Source organism: Paenarthrobacter sp. CCNWLY172, from assembly GCF_037402035.1.
In the GTDB taxonomy this organism is placed as follows: Bacteria; Actinomycetota; Actinomycetes; order Actinomycetales; family Micrococcaceae; genus Arthrobacter.
Map to the genome: position 1 here is coordinate 119,722 of NZ_JBBEGB010000006.1, position 14,498 is coordinate 134,219.

General features: G+C 61.0%; 14 protein-coding genes. 7 read left to right on the top strand and 7 right to left on the bottom strand.

The annotated features are described in order from the left end of the window. Window positions 1–10 precede the first annotated feature (10 nt). The gene (locus WBN73_RS11135; RefSeq protein WP_207593627.1) at window positions 11–1,084 is read right to left on the bottom strand and encodes an alpha/beta hydrolase; all 1,074 of its coding nucleotides are present in this window, start codon (window positions 1,082–1,084) and stop codon (window positions 11–13) included. Further along, window positions 1,081–2,091, bottom strand: a complete 1,011-nt coding sequence (locus WBN73_RS11140) for an alpha/beta hydrolase (RefSeq protein WP_207593626.1) — start codon at window positions 2,089–2,091, stop codon at window positions 1,081–1,083. The genes WBN73_RS11135 and WBN73_RS11140 overlap by 4 nt, the downstream gene beginning before the upstream one ends. Window positions 2,092–2,260: 169 nt before the next feature. Between WBN73_RS11140 and WBN73_RS11145 the strand changes: the two genes are divergently transcribed. After that, window positions 2,261–3,337: a quinone-dependent dihydroorotate dehydrogenase gene (locus WBN73_RS11145; RefSeq protein ID WP_207593625.1), complete on the top strand. Its 1,077-nt coding sequence runs from the start codon at window positions 2,261–2,263 to the stop codon at window positions 3,335–3,337. 107 nt (window positions 3,338–3,444) lie between these two features. Here WBN73_RS11145 and WBN73_RS11150 read toward each other — a convergent pair whose 3' ends face one another. After that, window positions 3,445–4,038: a DUF3043 domain-containing protein gene (locus WBN73_RS11150; protein WP_207597564.1), complete on the bottom strand. Its 594-nt coding sequence runs from the start codon at window positions 4,036–4,038 to the stop codon at window positions 3,445–3,447. Window positions 4,039–4,153: 115 nt separating this feature from the next. On the opposite strand from WBN73_RS11150, the gene WBN73_RS11155 reads away from it, so the two are divergent. The 5 genes from WBN73_RS11155 (at window position 4,154) to WBN73_RS11175 (ending at window position 9,342) form a co-directional block, all read left to right on the top strand. Further along, entirely contained in the window at window positions 4,154–5,587 is a 1,434-nt protein-coding gene (locus WBN73_RS11155; protein ID WP_207593624.1) for a dipeptidase, read from the top strand. A gap of 176 nt (window positions 5,588–5,763) precedes the next feature. Further along, window positions 5,764–6,153: a HesB/IscA family protein gene (locus WBN73_RS11160; protein ID WP_207593623.1), complete on the top strand. Its 390-nt coding sequence runs from the start codon at window positions 5,764–5,766 to the stop codon at window positions 6,151–6,153. A gap of 183 nt (window positions 6,154–6,336) precedes the next feature. Then, on the top strand, window positions 6,337–7,209 hold the full coding sequence (gene ctaC / locus WBN73_RS11165; RefSeq protein WP_089595186.1) for an aa3-type cytochrome oxidase subunit II: 873 nt from the start codon (window positions 6,337–6,339) through the stop codon (window positions 7,207–7,209). Between the two features lie 10 nt (window positions 7,210–7,219). After that, window positions 7,220–8,944 (top strand): aa3-type cytochrome oxidase subunit I, encoded by a 1,725-nt coding sequence (ctaD, locus tag WBN73_RS11170; RefSeq protein WP_089595185.1) that lies wholly within the window; start codon window positions 7,220–7,222, stop codon window positions 8,942–8,944. Then, on the top strand, window positions 8,941–9,342 hold the full coding sequence (locus WBN73_RS11175) for a cytochrome c oxidase subunit 4 (protein ID WP_089595184.1): 402 nt from the start codon (window positions 8,941–8,943) through the stop codon (window positions 9,340–9,342). Before ctaD ends, WBN73_RS11175 begins: the two co-directional genes overlap by 4 nt. Window positions 9,343–9,414: 72 nt before the next feature. Here WBN73_RS11175 and WBN73_RS11180 read toward each other — a convergent pair whose 3' ends face one another. Further along, on the bottom strand, window positions 9,415–9,708 hold the full coding sequence (locus WBN73_RS11180) for an HPr family phosphocarrier protein (protein ID WP_207597563.1): 294 nt from the start codon (window positions 9,706–9,708) through the stop codon (window positions 9,415–9,417). 157 nt (window positions 9,709–9,865) lie between these two features. On the opposite strand from WBN73_RS11180, the gene WBN73_RS11185 reads away from it, so the two are divergent. Then, complete coding sequence (locus tag WBN73_RS11185; protein ID WP_207593622.1) at window positions 9,866–10,657, top strand: GntR family transcriptional regulator; 792 nt, start codon at window positions 9,866–9,868, stop codon at window positions 10,655–10,657. 160 nt (window positions 10,658–10,817) lie between these two features. Here the strand turns inward: WBN73_RS11185 and qcrB are convergent, their stop codons facing one another. The 3 genes from qcrB to qcrC form a co-directional block, all read right to left on the bottom strand. Further along, entirely contained in the window at window positions 10,818–12,491 is a 1,674-nt protein-coding gene (qcrB, locus tag WBN73_RS11190; RefSeq protein WP_089595181.1) for a cytochrome bc1 complex cytochrome b subunit, read from the bottom strand. After that, complete coding sequence (qcrA, locus tag WBN73_RS11195; RefSeq protein ID WP_089595180.1) at window positions 12,469–13,539, bottom strand: cytochrome bc1 complex Rieske iron-sulfur subunit; 1,071 nt, start codon at window positions 13,537–13,539, stop codon at window positions 12,469–12,471. The genes qcrB and qcrA overlap by 23 nt, the downstream gene beginning before the upstream one ends. Before the next feature lie 96 nt (window positions 13,540–13,635). Next, window positions 13,636–14,424, bottom strand: coding sequence for a cytochrome bc1 complex diheme cytochrome c subunit (gene qcrC / locus WBN73_RS11200; protein ID WP_089595179.1), 789 nt, complete (start codon window positions 14,422–14,424; stop codon window positions 13,636–13,638). Between the last annotated feature and the right edge of the window lie 74 nt (window positions 14,425–14,498).

Consider the following 14,498-nt stretch of genomic DNA (forward strand, 5'->3'; position numbering starts at 1 on the left):
CCCCGCTACATCAGTAGGGGTACGCAGCGAGCCATACAGCCACGTCGCGGTATGCCTGCTGACGGACGGTACGTCGTGAGAGAAAAACATCATGAAGCGCACCTGGATACCGGAAGACGGCGGTGCGGCGGGCAAGTCCAAGAGCCCTCCGTGAGGTTTCCTCTACGTCGATGACCGCATCGGCCCGCATCAGGTCAGCTGTCCACTCCGCTTGGATCCTTGTCCTTCCGGACAGCAGGACCAGGACGGGAGAATCGATGGCGAGCTTTCGTTCCACCGCGGCGTGCCCGGCCAGGACGGCTTTGGTCCACCCTGCGCGGATAGGGAACGAGGTCCGCGGACGCCACAGGGGATCCAGTATCCATTCACCATGTGCTTCATTGCTGACGCTCTCCCAGTAGGCAGGCATCTCAGGAAAGCGGAAGGGGCGCTTGGGGTCCGTACGTGCAAAGGGTTCCACCAGGTGCATGGCAATGCTGCGGACCAGACTGCTGCCCTGAAGCTCCAGCCACGGCGAGTTCAGGACCAAGGTGCCCAGCCGGCCTGGGTTGCGATCGGCCCAGAGTGCCCCGATCAAACCTCCCAGGGAATGGGCCAGCATGTGGATGGTTGGCGTGGTGGTGTCGCCAGTCCGTTCAGCCACGTCCCGTTCAATTTCCACCAGTGCTGCTGCCAGGTCCTCGTCATAGGCGCTGAGGTCCGTGATGTATCCGGGCGTCTGTCCAGGCAGCAGGCTGCGGCCGAATTTTCGGAGGTCCACTGCGTAGAAGTAAAAACCCGACGCCGTGAGGTACTCAGCCAATTCGGTTTGCAGAAAGTAGTCGGCCCAACCATGCAGGTAAAGAACAACCCTTGGCGCTCCACCTGGATCGGCCGGGACTGGACGGCGTCTTCTCTTTGTGAAGGACGACAGGAAGTCAAGGACGCCATTCTGGGTGGCTTGCGGCGCAGGTGGAGCATACCGGATGAGTGTGGCGTGGACGGGACCTTCCTCGTCAGGCTTCAGTGGCAGGTCCATGCATTCGTAGCCATGGCCCAGGACGTCCCGCCGCCACCTGGTTGCCCGGGCCTCCGTGGTGTTCATTGGTCCCCTTCCTGCCGCTCTGCCGTCACATCGTTCTGCATGAATCCCTTGATCCACCGCGCAAGCCGCGCATAGGCGTCTTTCCGCACTGCTGGTGCGGAGAGGAAGACGTCGTGGAGGCCGCCGTCGATGCGTTCCAGAGTGACGCTCCGGCCCAGCGCCATGGCTCTGAGCGCAATAACCCCAACATCCAGCACGGCATCCGAACGGCGCATTGACTCCTGCCACACCATGCCATTGGCGCTGGCCGAAGACGTTAGGACGAGGACAGGCACCTCGAGGTTCAGCCCGCGGGCAACTTGGGAATGCCCGGCAAATACGGCACTGAGCCACCCGGCCCGGACTGGGAAAGCCAACGGTGGACGATAATTTTCGTCCAGGGCCCATTCACCCTCCGCGGTACTGCTGATGCTGCGGAAGTAGAAACCCCGCTCCGGCAGCTTCAGGACGGTTTCCGGCCTTAACTTTGCTATGGGAGCCACCATGGCCTGCGCAGCCCTCCGCACCAATGAACTGCCGTGCATTTCCAACCACGGGCTGTCGAGAATCAGGAACTGAATGGATTCCGGGTGGCGGCTTGCCCACAATGCGGCCACCAACCCGCCGGTCGAGTGGCCCATCAGGGTCACGCTGCCTTCCGGTGTCGAGGCTGTGTGATGACGGATGATGTCCAGTGCCTGGTTGATTTCGGCGTCATAGTCCATCAGGTTTGCCACGTAGCCCCCCGGCATGTCCGTCGTCAGGCTCCGGCCATGGTTGTGCATGTCAAGGGCGTAAAAGTCGTAGCCCTGCCCGGCCCAGAACCTGGCAAGTTCGGTATTGAAGAAGTAGTCGCTCCACCCGTGCAGAAACAGGACGGCGCCGTAGCGCCTCGGTGCATCCCCGGATTCGCTTTGCTCTGCCCGGTGGCGGATCAGGGTGGCGTGGCGGGTCACGCCGTCAGGTCCTGTGGCATCAACGCCACAGGATTGGAAGTCTGTACCCAGGATGTCAGCCGTCCACTCCATGGCTTTAGCTTAGACACTGGCGGAGGCGTCCCGCCCGGTGGCAGGTCGGCAAGGAAAGTCGAATAACTTCCATGATCCGCGTCACTGTTTGCCCGCGGGATGCGTATATGCCGACGGCATCGGCGGTCACGGGTTTGGCGAGTCGTCCGTAAACCGGAAAACTAGGACCATGCGTGTTTACCCCACATTCTTCAAGCTGGCCTTCTCCTGGATGGATGCCGAAAAGGCACACAAGATCGGCTTCCAAGGGATCCGGGCGGCACATCGCTCGGGCGCCGGCCGGATCCTGGCCCGGCTGACCGCCCCTGACGCTTCGCTCCGGACTGAGGCGTTGGGCCTGACCTTCCCATCCCCGTTCGGCCTGGCGGCCGGTTTCGACAAGGAAGGCCACGGCATAGAAGCCCTGGCCGAACTCGGCTTTGGCCACGTAGAGGTGGGTACCATCACCGGCCAGGCGCAGCCAGGCAATGAGAAGCCCCGGTTGTTCCGCCTGATTGAGGATCGTGCGGTGGTTAACCGGATGGGATTCAACAACGACGGCGCAGCAGCCGTTGCGCCCCGGCTCAAGTCTGCGCGGGCTGCTCTGCAAAGGAAGCACCCGGACGTCCGGCCCGTCATCGGCGTCAACATCGGCAAGACCAAAGTGGTTGAGCTCGAGGACGCCACTGAGGATTACCTCGTGAGTGCACGCAGCCTGGCGCCCGCGGCAGATTACCTGGTGGTCAATGTCAGCTCTCCCAACACACCCGGCCTTCGTTTGCTGCAGAACGTGGAGTCCCTGCGGCCGCTGCTGAGGGCAGTAGGCGACGCCGCCGATGAAGCCGCCGGACGGCATATTCCGCTGCTGGTCAAGATTGCGCCTGACCTGTCCAATGACGACATCGACGACGTCGCCCGGCTGGCGCTGGACCTGAAGCTGGACGGCATCATCGCCACCAACACCACCATTTCCCGGGAGGGGCTCGTTTCGGACGCCGCCAAGGTGGAGTCTCTGGGTGCCGGTGGATTGTCGGGAGCACCCCTAAAGACGCGGTCGCTTGAAGTACTGCGGAGGCTCAAGGACGCCGTGGGTGACCAGCTCGTGCTCATCGCGGTAGGAGGAGTGGAGACCGCCTCGGACGTTCAAGAGCGCCTGGAAGCGGGCGCAACACTGGTCCAGGGCTACACAGCGTTCCTGTATGAGGGTCCATTCTGGGCTTCCAGCATCAACAGGGGCCTCGTTAAGATCCGTAAGAAGGCGCGTTAGGCCCAACCGTCCTGGTGCCGTGCGCCTATAAGGAAGACCCTGCGCCCATAAGGAAGACCCCGGACCATTGGTCCGGGGTCTTCCTGTTGATGAAGGGGTGGGGGCGCTTAGGCCGGGTACTGCCCGCGCTTCACCTGCGGCTTGGGCAGGCGGAGCTTGCGGAACTGAAGGGCGCGCATGCAGCCGTACCAGACGGAACCGCGTTCCACCTCGCCGAATTTCTCGGTGAGGCGCTTCCTGAGCTTGCGGGACAGGATGAAAACATCCACGAAGACGGCAAGGAACATGATCCAGAAGCCAACCAGGACGTAGCTGATGCCGGCGCTTGTGGGCGGAATGATCAGGGAGATCACCACGAACAGCAAGGCGCCGAACATGAGGTATTCACCCAGGCTGAACCGTGCGTCCACGTAGTCACGCGTGTAGCGCTTCTGGGGACCCTTGTCACGGAGGGGCAGGTATTTTTCGTCACCCGTATCCAACGCCTGCCGCATTTTCTGCCGCTGATCCTGGATGGCGACCCTTTCCGCAGCCTTGGAGGCCTTGCGGTCATTGGGAACCAGTGGGCGCTTACGGGCTGCTTCCTGGTCTTTCCGCTTGGGAGTGGGGGTGCCCTTTCCGGCACCGGGCTCCGTGGCGGTGGCGTAGGCCTGGTCTACTACTGATTGAGCGCTGGGCTCTTCCTTTTTGCGTCCGAACACCCCTACAGAATACCCCTCGTGGAGGTGGCGTAGGTTACGTGGACGGCCGTCCGGGGCCAGCGGCGGGTGGCCGCGCCTGCTGTGGACGCCCAAATCACGGCGGTAAAGTGTGGCCATGACTTCAGCACATGCGGAGATCCCGCAGCACAAGCAAGGGCACGCCGGCAATACTCCAGTGGAGGAACTGTCCCGGGCAGTCAACGATTCCTTCGACACCACCCTGGCGTCCCTCAAGCACCTCGTGAGCATTCCGGGCATTGCGTGGGCAAGTTTCGACCCGAACGAACTGGACCGCAGCGCCGATGCAGTCGCTGCCTTGGTCAAGGCCGCGGGCATGGAAGACGTCCGGGTATTGCGGTGCGACAAAGCCGACGGCACCCCCGGTGGCCCTGCCGTCGTCGCGCGCCGTCCTGCCGCGGACGGCAAGCCGACCATCCTGCTGTACGCCCACCATGATGTTCAGCCACCGGGGGACCGGAGCCTCTGGAACTCCGAGCCCTTTGTGGCTGAGGAGCGCGAGGGCCGGCTGTACGGCCGCGGGGCGGCTGACGATAAAGCAGGAATCATGGCGCACCTGGCCGCCTACAGCGCCGTGACCCAAGTTCTGGGTGACGGGTTCGGGCTCGGCGTGACCTTCTTCTTCGAAGGCGAGGAAGAGGCAGGCTCGCCCACGTTCCGTACTTTCCTGGAGGAACATCAGGAGCTCCTGCGGGCCGATGTCATTGTTGTAGCTGATTCCAGCAACTGGAAAGTCGGCGTTCCGGCCCTCACCACCAGCCTTCGGGGACTCGTGGACGGGACTTTCGAGGTGCGTGTCCTGGACCATGCAGTCCACTCCGGCATGTTTGGTGGACCTGTGCTGGATGCTCCCACCCTCCTTTCACGGCTCATCGCCACCCTGCATGACGACGAGGGCAACGTCGCGGTTGCGGGCCTGGTGGCCCGTGACGACGTAGCCGTGGACCTTGCCGAAGAGGACTACCGCACTGATGCGTCAGTGCTCGACGGCGTGAAACTCGCCGGCAGCGGGACCATCGCCTCCCGACTCTGGACCAAGCCCGCGCTGTCCATCATCGGTATGGACGTCCCGTCCGTTGATGTTGCGTCCAACACACTGATTCCGGCCGCCCGGGCAAAGTTCAGCATGCGGTTGGCCCCAGGGCAGGACCCAGGGTCCGCGATGGATGCCCTGAAGACCCACGTCGAATCACATGCACCGTTTGGTGCCAAAGTGACGTTTACGCCGGGGGAGCGCGGCAACGCCTTTTCCACCGACACATCTTCAGCGGCTGCAAGGGTAGCCCTTTGGGCGCTGGGCGAATCGTGGGGTGTACAACCAGTGGAAATGGGAATTGGCGGTTCCATTCCGTTCATTGCGGACCTCATGGATGTGTATCCGGACGTGCAGATCCTTGTGACGGGAGTAGAGGACCCTGATTCCCGCGCACATAGCGCCAACGAATCCCTGCACATCGGCGATTTCCGGCATGCCGTGCTGGCTGAAGCCCTGATGCTGGCCAGGCTGAATGCTGAAGGACTCAGGGGCTAGTGTCGGATTAGTCCTTGGCGGCGCGCCGGGAACAACCAAATGCTGTCGGTGGTTACGACAGGAGTTATAGCTAAGCGTCTGCGCGACGTAGCATTAGGTATAACCCGTAGGTAATTTGGGTAAGGGCAGGCAGCGTTCCGGCGCCGCCGCCAGGAGCTTCATAAGAAGGTAGGCCAATGAGCACTGCAACCAACGAAAACAGCACCGGAGAACAGCTCGTCGCCAACGACGGGTTGGCCACGCACGAGGTCAATCTGACCGACGTCGCCGCAGGCAAGGTCCGCAGCCTTCTGGAACAGGAAGGGCGCACCGACCTTCGGCTGCGCGTTGCAGTCCAGCCTGGAGGTTGCTCCGGACTGATCTACCAGCTCTACTTCGACGAGCGACTGCTTGATGGGGATGCCGTACGGGACTACGACGGCGTTGAAGTTGTTGTCGACAAGATGAGCGTTCCGTACCTCAGCGGTGCCAGCATCGACTTCGAGGACACCATTTCGAAGCAGGGCTTCACCATCGACAACCCGAACGCCGGCGGGTCTTGCGCCTGCGGCGATTCGTTCCACTGATGTGAGCCATCGCCGCATGTCGGCGCCACTCCGGGTGGGTTTAAAACCATTCGGAGCCACGGCGCTGACATGTGCGCGAAAACCGCTTGATAGCGGTAAGCTCTACATCGGGTAGTAAAACTTTTAGTGTGCCCGGTGGGCCTTCGGCCTGCCGGGAGACAGCAACAAGAGGAAGGGCCGTCTGTGAGTTCGCAGAACCGAACCGGCAGCCGACGCATAAAGATCACATCGATCACTGGCTTGGCACTAGCCGGCGCGTTGGTTTTGACCGGATGTTCACCAGAGGTAGAGAAGGGTTGGCTGCCTACAGAGCGCGGCACGACCAACCACACTGACCGGATCATGGACCTCTGGGTCAACTCATGGATCGCCGCCTTGGCAGTCGGTATTATCACGTGGGGCCTTCTGGTCTGGTGCATCATCGCTTACCGTCGCCGCAAGGGCACCACGGGATTCCCCAAGCAGCTCAGCTACAACCTGCCGCTTGAGGTCTTCTACTTGACCATTCCGCTCTTCATGGTGCTGGTGTTCTTCTACTTCACCGACCAGGACCAGCGCGCGATCGATGACCGCTCGCAGCCGGCCGACGTCGTTGTTGACGTCCGCGGCAAGCAGTGGGCCTGGGACTTCAACTACAAAAAGGGTGAGGTCATCAATGAAGACCTCCACGAGGCCGGCGTCCAGGCTCACCTGACCGGCAATGAGGTCAACAAGGAACTGCTCCCCACCCTGTACTTGCCGGTTGGCAAGTCCGTGGACCTGGAGCTGAACTCCCGCGACGTCATCCACTCATTCTGGGTTCCCGCCTTCCTTCAGAAGCGCGACATGATCCCCGGCAAGACGAACTACATCAGGTTCACCCCCACAAAGGAGGGCACCTTCGATGGTAAGTGTGCCGAACTCTGCGGTGAATACCACTCCGAAATGCTCTTCCGCGTCAAGGTTGTCTCCGAGTCTGAGTTCCAGGCCCACATGGACAAGCTTCGCCAGGAAGGCAACACGGGCCTCCTCGGTGCGGAATACGACCGCAACCCGAACCTGAACGAAACCAAGTAAGGGGAGCGACGTGGCTACGTACACTCAATCCGCACCGGGGGTCCTAGAAGCCCCCGTAGTTCCTAAGTCCAAGGGGCGCATCGTCGTCAACTGGATTACCTCCACGGACCACAAGACCATCGGGTACATGTATCTGATCGCGTCCTTCGTGTTCTTCTGCCTCGGTGGCGTCATGGCGTTGCTGATCCGCGCTGAACTGTTTGAACCCGGTATGCAGATCCTGCAGACCAAAGAGCAGTACAACCAGATGTTCACGATGCACGGCACCGTCATGCTCCTGATGTTCGCAACGCCGCTGTTTGCCGGCTTCGCGAACGTCATTATGCCGTTGCAGATCGGCGCCCCCGATGTCGCCTTCCCGCGTCTGAACGCGCTGGCTTTCTGGTTCTTCCTCTTCGGTTCGACCATCGCAGTCTCGGGCTTCATCACCCCCCAGGGAGCGGCTTCCTTCGGCTGGTTCGCTTATGCGCCGTTGTCGAACACCACCTTCAGCCCTGGCGTAGGTGGTGACCTGTGGGTCTTCGGCCTGGCCCTTTCCGGGTTCGGAACCATCCTTGGTGCCGTCAACTTCATCACCACCATCATCTGCATGCGTGCCCCGGGCATGACCATGTGGCGTATGCCGATTTTCACCTGGAACACGCTGGTCACGGCAATCCTGGTCCTGATGGCCTTCCCGCCGCTGGCAGCTGCCTTGTTCGCCCTTGGCGCCGACCGACGCTTCGGTGCCCACATCTTCGACCCCGAGAATGGCGGTGCAGTCCTCTGGCAGCACCTGTTCTGGTTCTTCGGGCACCCCGAGGTGTACATCATCGCGCTGCCGTTCTTCGGCATCGTTTCGGAGATCTTCCCGGTCTTCAGCCGCAAGCCGATCTTCGGCTACAAGGGTCTTGTCTACGCAACCATCGCCATTGCGGCGCTGTCCGTCACCGTGTGGGCACACCACATGTACGTGACCGGTTCTGTGCTGCTGCCGTTCTTCGCCTTCATGACCATGTTGATCGCAGTGCCCACCGGCGTGAAGTTCTTCAACTGGATCGGCACCTTGTGGCAGGGTTCCATCACGTTTGAAACGCCCATGCTTTGGAGCATCGGCTTCCTGGTGACATTCCTCTTCGGTGGTCTCACCGGCATCATCCTGGCCTCGCCGCCGCTTGACTTCCACGTTTCCGACTCCTACTTCGTGGTGGCCCACTTCCACTACGTGGTGTTCGGTACGGTCGTGTTCGCCATGTTCGCAGGGTTCTACTTCTGGTGGCCCAAGTGGACAGGCAAGATGCTCAACGAGCGCCTTGGCAAGATTCACTTCTGGCTCCTGTTCCTCGGCTTCCACGGCACGTTCCTGATCCAGCACTGGTTGGGTGTTGAGGGTATGCCGCGTCGTTACGCCGACTACATGCCGCAGGATAACTTCACCTGGATGAACCAGTTCTCCACCATCTCCTCCTTCGTCCTGGGTGCTTCGCTCCTGCCGTTCTTCTGGAACGTCTACATCACGTGGCGCAGCAACAAGAAGGTAGAAGTGGATGATCCGTGGGGCTTCGGCGCTTCGCTGGAGTGGGCAACGTCCTGCCCGCCGCCGCGTCACAACTTCACTTCCTTGCCGCGTATCCGTTCGGAGCGCCCGGCACTGGACCTGCACCACCCAGAGTTGGCACAGGTCCACACTGCCGAGGCCCCGTCGCCTGCAGCAGCTGTTTTGGGTAATGCCGACCAGAAGGACGTGAGTAAGTGAAAATCGAATCGTGGCTCTTTGGAGCCGGAGTCTTCTTCTTCGTCCCCGTGGCTATCGCCTACGGATTCCTGACTGAATGGTCCGAGTGGGTTGGTGTCCTGGGCATCCTCCTTGTCGGTGGCTTGGCGGGCATGATCGGTGCATATCTTGGTTTCACCGGTAAGCGGATCGGTCTTCGACCCGAAGACCGTCCCGACGCCGAGATCCACGAAGGCGCCGGCGAGCAAGGGCACTTCAGCCCTTGGAGCTGGTGGCCGCTGGTTCTGGGCCTCGCTTGTGCCGGTGGATTCCTTGGCCTCGCCATTGGCTTCTGGGTGACATACGTCGCCGGCGGCCTCGCCCTCGTGGCATTGGTTGGCTGGGTCTTCGAATACAGCCGCGGCGACCACGCGCACTAGCAGCCAGCTACGAGCACACAGAAATGGGCCCCACCGGAAGGTGGGGCCCATTTCTTATTTCTGAATAGGGGCTCAGCGCGCCTCTGTGGCCCCAAGGACGGCCGAAAGAGCGGTCAAAGCACTCTCAACTTCAGGAACGGTTTGTCCGCTGAGGAGCGCGTCTGGAGCGACTTCCAGAAGTACTTCGCAGCCGTGTCCGAAGTCCTCCGTCATCACTTCGAGCAGTGAGCGTGCATCAACAGGTTGCCCGTCGTGCTTGCGAATGGTGACCGGCAGGCCGGTGTCAGTAACTGCGCGGACGAATACAGCTGCAGCACGAGCGTGCAATCCGATTTCCGCGGCAACAATAGCCTTCTGCTCCGGCAACCCAGCTCCCTTGGTAGCCGACGGATCATCCGTCGGAAAATTGTCCATACAAGCGTAGCTCCCTAGGCCCCGTCGCTCCACATGCGCCGTAAGTGGTCTAGACCTGAAGTATCACTGAATTATCCTTGAGGCATGACTCAATTGCTGGACCGCCGCGGTGCCTGAAGCAGCAAGCATCGCAGGCGAGATCGACCGCACCAGTGGCACGCCGATTTACGTGCAGCTCCGGGAGATTCTGCGGGCCTTTATTGCCCAATCCTGCCCGCCAGGTTCTGCGCTTCCCTCGGAACGGGATCTGTCAGAGCGCTTCGGTCTGGCCCGGATGACGGTGCGACAGGCTATTGATGCCTTGGTTGGTGAGGAAGTCATTGAGCGTGTTGTGGGTCTGGGGACTTTCGTGAGGAAGCCCAAGCTGGACCTTCAAGTGAAACTGACGTCCTATAGCGAAGAGATGCAACGTCGAGGTATGGTCCCGGCTGCGAAGGTACTCAGCTTCGAACAGATCGCAGCCAGTGCATTCCTCGCGCGGGAGCTCCAACTGGAGGAAGGCACACCTCTGGTGCGGTTCAGGCGGCTGCTGCTCGCTGACAATGAACCCATGAGCGTTGATGAGAACTTCATACCGGCCCATCGCGTCCCAGGCCTTTTGGATGAAGCGCCGCCCACATCCCTGTACAACGTCCTGAGCGAACGGTTTGGCTTGGTGATGGAGTGGGGCGAGGACATGATTGAGGCCACGGCAGCGTCGCCCTCCACAGCCCGGCTTCTCAACGTCGATGTCGGTGCCCCTTTGCTGAAGATTCAACGGCACGCTTTCGTAGCCCGCGCCATGGTGGACTACTCCGTTTCTTACTATAGGGCTGACCGCTACAAGCTCTGGGTCCCCCTGCAACGCCCAGGAGTGAGGCCTACGCGCAACTACTCATCGGGGTACCGCACTCAGCCCTAGCGCCCGCCAGGACGGGCGCGCCCATACATGTATGGCGGCAGTGCGGAAGTACAGCCGCACAGAGCCCGGGGAAAAGGGTTTACGGGGGTAAAGCTGGTGCACAAAAAGTAGGGGCCCGGTCCATTGGACCGGGCCCCTACTTTTATGCGAGTTCCAAGCGTTAGTGGCTCAGGCTCTTCTGGTCTTCGCCTGCTTCAATGGCTTCATGGTGGCCATGTGCGTGGGCGGCTTCGAGTTCGGCGGGTGTTGCCGGGGCAACACGGTCCTCGAAGAACCACTTGGAAAGTGCCGCGCGGCGCTTTTCCTTGCTGGTGACAACACCGTGTTCGTTCGGCTCAGCCGGCAGGGGAGCCGGTGATTCGAATCCAACAAGCTTGTAGCGCTTGTACTCATCAAGTGGAGCGTGGACCTCGATGAATTCACCGTGCGGGAGACGGACGATGCGTCCTGTTTCCCGGCCATGCAGGGCAATCTCGCGGTCCTTGCGCTGGAGGGCGAGTGCGATGCGCTTGGTCACGATGAAGGCGATGACCGGCCCGATGAAGAACAGTGTTCGCAGCCAGTAGGTGACGTCGTTCAGGGAAACGTGGAAGTGGGTTGCGATGAGGTCGGAACCAGCGGCTGCCCACATCACGCAGTACCAGGTAAAGCCTGCAACACCGATCGCTGTGCGGGTAGGCACGTTGCGGGGACGGTCGAGAACGTGGTGTTCGCGGTTGTCCTTGGTGATCCAGCGTTCGATCCACGGGTACATGAACAGAACCGTGAAGATGATTCCAGCAGGAACCAAGGCCGGAAGCAGCACGTTCAGGGTCAGGGTGCGTCCGAAGATGACCCATTCGAAGTGGAAGTCATTGATGACACCCGGCATGAGGCGCAGGGCGCCGTCCACGAACCCGATGTACCAGTCAGGCTGGGTACCTGCGGAAACAGGGGACGGGTCATACGGACCGTAGTTCCAGATCGGGTTGATCGTGAATGCTGCGGCCATGAGTGCCAGGACACCGAAGACGATGAAGAAGAATCCACCGGCTTTGGCAGCGTAAACCGGGCCGAGGGGGTAGCCGACAACGTTCCCGTCGTTACGGCCCGGGCCGGGGTACTGGGTGTGCTTGTGCACAACCACCATGAAGAGGTGGATCACGATCATCAGCAGGATGAGTGCGGGGACCAGGAGGATGTGCAGGACGTACAGGCGGCCAATGATGGCCGTACCCGGGAATTCTCCACCGAAGAGGAAGAAGGAGATGTACGTGCCAATCACCGGGATGGACTTGATAACGCCATCGATGATGCGCAGGCCGTTGCCGGAGAGCAGGTCATCGGGGAGCGAGTAACCGGTGAAGCCGGCTGCCATCGCCAGGATGAGCAGCACGCCGCCCACCACCCAGTTCATTTCGCGCGGCTTGCGGAAAGCACCGGTGAAGAAGACGCGCAGCATGTGGACACCCAAGGAGGCCACAAAAAGCAGTGCTGCCCAGTGGTGTACCTGACGCATGAACAGACCGCCACGTACATCAAAGGAGATGTTCAGCGACGAGCTGTAGGCAACGGACATTTCTACGTTGTACAGCGGAGTGTACGAACCCTGGTAATGGGTTTCCGCCATGGACGGATCGAAGAAGAAGGTCAGGAAGGTACCTGACATCAGCAGGATGACGAAGGAGTACAGCGCCACCTCACCGAACATGAACGACCAGTGGTCGGGGAAGACCTTTCGGCCGAACTCACGCAGGATGCCGGAGCCACCCACGCGCTCGTCAACGAAGTTGGTGAAACTACCAACCTTGGTCTTCGGAACGAAGGGGGCTTCAGCTGTTGATGAGGCGCTCATGCTCGTCACGCTCCCAGTAACTCGGTCCTACAGGTTCTCTGAAGTCGCTTGTGGCGACGAGGTAGCCTTCTGCGTCAACTGCAATAGGCAGCTGGGGGAGCGGACGGCTGGCCGGTCCAAAGATGACCTTGCATTCCTGCGTGAGGTCAAACGTGGACTGGTGGCACGGGCACAGAAGGTGGTGCGTCTGCTGCTCGTAAAGAGCAACGGGGCATCCGACGTGCGTGCAGATCTTGGAGTAAGCAACGATTCCGTTGTAGCTCCAGTTTTCACGGCCCTCTGAGGGGTGCAATGAATTCGGATCCAGGCGCATCAGCAGGACGACGGCTTTCGCCTTTTCGTTCAACTTGCCTTCGTGGAGCTCATTGAGGCCTTCGGGAATGACGTGGAAGGCAGAGCCAATTGTGACGTCCGAGGCCTTGATGGGAGTGCCATCGGGGTCGCGGGTCAGGCGCTTCAGCTTGCCGCCTTCAGGAGCCCACATGGTGTGTGCCAGAGCATCGTCAGGACGCGGGCCCAAGTCGCCGAAGATGGCGAGAGCAGGCAGCGGGGCAAGCGCAACTGCACCAAGAAGGGTGTTGCGGATCAGCGGGCGGCGCTTGATGCCGGTCTCTTCGACGATGTCGTCGACGATCCGGACAGCTGCCTGGCGATCCTCTTCGGTACGGATGGCGTGGCGCTCTTCAGACACTTCGTGATCGGGCATCAGGGCCTTGGCCCAGTGCACGATACCGGTGCCGATGCCGAGCATTGCGAAGGCCGTGCCTAGCCCCAGAAGGAGGTTTTGGTTACGGATGGTCGCAATGGTGGTGTCGTCGCCCAGATCGATGGCGAAGTACGCCACCAGGAAGACCAGCGTGCCAATGACGGAGGTGCCAAACAGAATGGCTACCTGACGCTCGGCTCGCTTTGCGGCTACCGGGTCCGTGTCAGCCAGGCGCAAACGATGCGGAGGTAGTCCAGGATCCTGGAACTTCTCCACCTCATTCTGACCAGCCGTAGCTACGGTGCCCGAGTGGTTCGGACTGCCGTCACTATGGTTGCCCATAATTCGCCTCATCCTTCTCTCGTTGTCTCGGCCGGGGCCGAGTTATTTTCAGTTTCAAACTGCTGACTGTGCAGCAGAAGTTTTGTCGTGTCCGGATCAGGACGTGCGGGACGTCAACCAGATGGTGAATGCGATGATGACACCCAAACCGGCAACCCAGACGAAGAGGCCTTCAGACACCGGGCCCAGTGCTCCCAGGTCCGCGCCACCGGGGGAACCGTTGGCTTCGATGGTCTTCAGGAAGGTGATGATGTCGCGCTTGTCTTCAGGAGTGACATTGGAATCACTGAACACAGGCATGTTCTGCGGTCCGGTCACCATGGCCTCGTAGATGTGCTCTGCGCTGACGCCGGCCAGTGCAGGAGCAAACTTGCCGCGGGTCAGTGCACCGCCGGCAGCGGCTGCGTTGTGGCACATGGCGCAGTTGACGCGGAAGAGTTCGCCACCATTGGCGGCATCCCCCTTGCCGTCGAGGAGGTGTTCCTCGGGAATGGCCGGGCCTGCTCCGAGGGAAGCAACGTAAGCGGACAGCTGCTTGGTCTGCTCTGCGTTGAACTGGGCGGGCTTCTGCTGGGCCTGCGGTCCGCTCATCTGCATGGGCATACGTCCGGTGCCAACCTGGAAGTCAACAGCTGCAGCACCCACGCCGACCAGCGAGGGGCCGTCCTGGGTTCCGGACGCACCCATGCCGTGGCAGGTGGCGCAGTTGGCGGCGAAGAGCTTGCCGCCTTCTTCTACGTCACTGGCGCTGTAGCTGGTGGTGTCGGCCTTGGCTTGGTTGACAGTTGTGGCAACGGCGTACAGCCCACCAGTGAGGAGGAGGCCCATCAACAGCAGCGCAATGGCTGCCAGTGGGTGACGTCGCTTCTGCGATAGTGCCTTCACGTGGTGGTTCCTTTATTCGATCCTGCGTCGGCTCCGCGAGCCGCTTCTTGAAATTCTGCCTCTTGTAGAAAAAG

Bases quoted from the DNA above. Each gene is read 5' to 3' on its own strand.
- WBN73_RS11135 (WP_207593627.1), bottom strand. From the start codon at position 1,084: ATGAACACCACGGAGGCCCGGGCAACCAGGTGGCGGCGGGACGTCCTG.
- WBN73_RS11140 (WP_207593626.1), bottom strand. From the start codon at position 2,091: ATGGAGTGGACGGCTGACATCCTGGGTACAGACTTCCAATCCTGTGGC.
- WBN73_RS11145 (WP_207593625.1), top strand. From the start codon at position 2,261: ATGCGTGTTTACCCCACATTCTTCAAGCTGGCCTTCTCCTGGATGGAT.
- WBN73_RS11155 (WP_207593624.1), top strand. From the start codon at position 4,154: ATGACTTCAGCACATGCGGAGATCCCGCAGCACAAGCAAGGGCACGCC.
- WBN73_RS11160 (WP_207593623.1), top strand. From the start codon at position 5,764: ATGAGCACTGCAACCAACGAAAACAGCACCGGAGAACAGCTCGTCGCC.
- qcrB (WP_089595181.1), bottom strand. From the start codon at position 12,491: ATGAGCGCCTCATCAACAGCTGAAGCCCCCTTCGTTCCGAAGACCAAG.
- qcrA (WP_089595180.1), bottom strand. From the start codon at position 13,539: ATGGGCAACCATAGTGACGGCAGTCCGAACCACTCGGGCACCGTAGCT.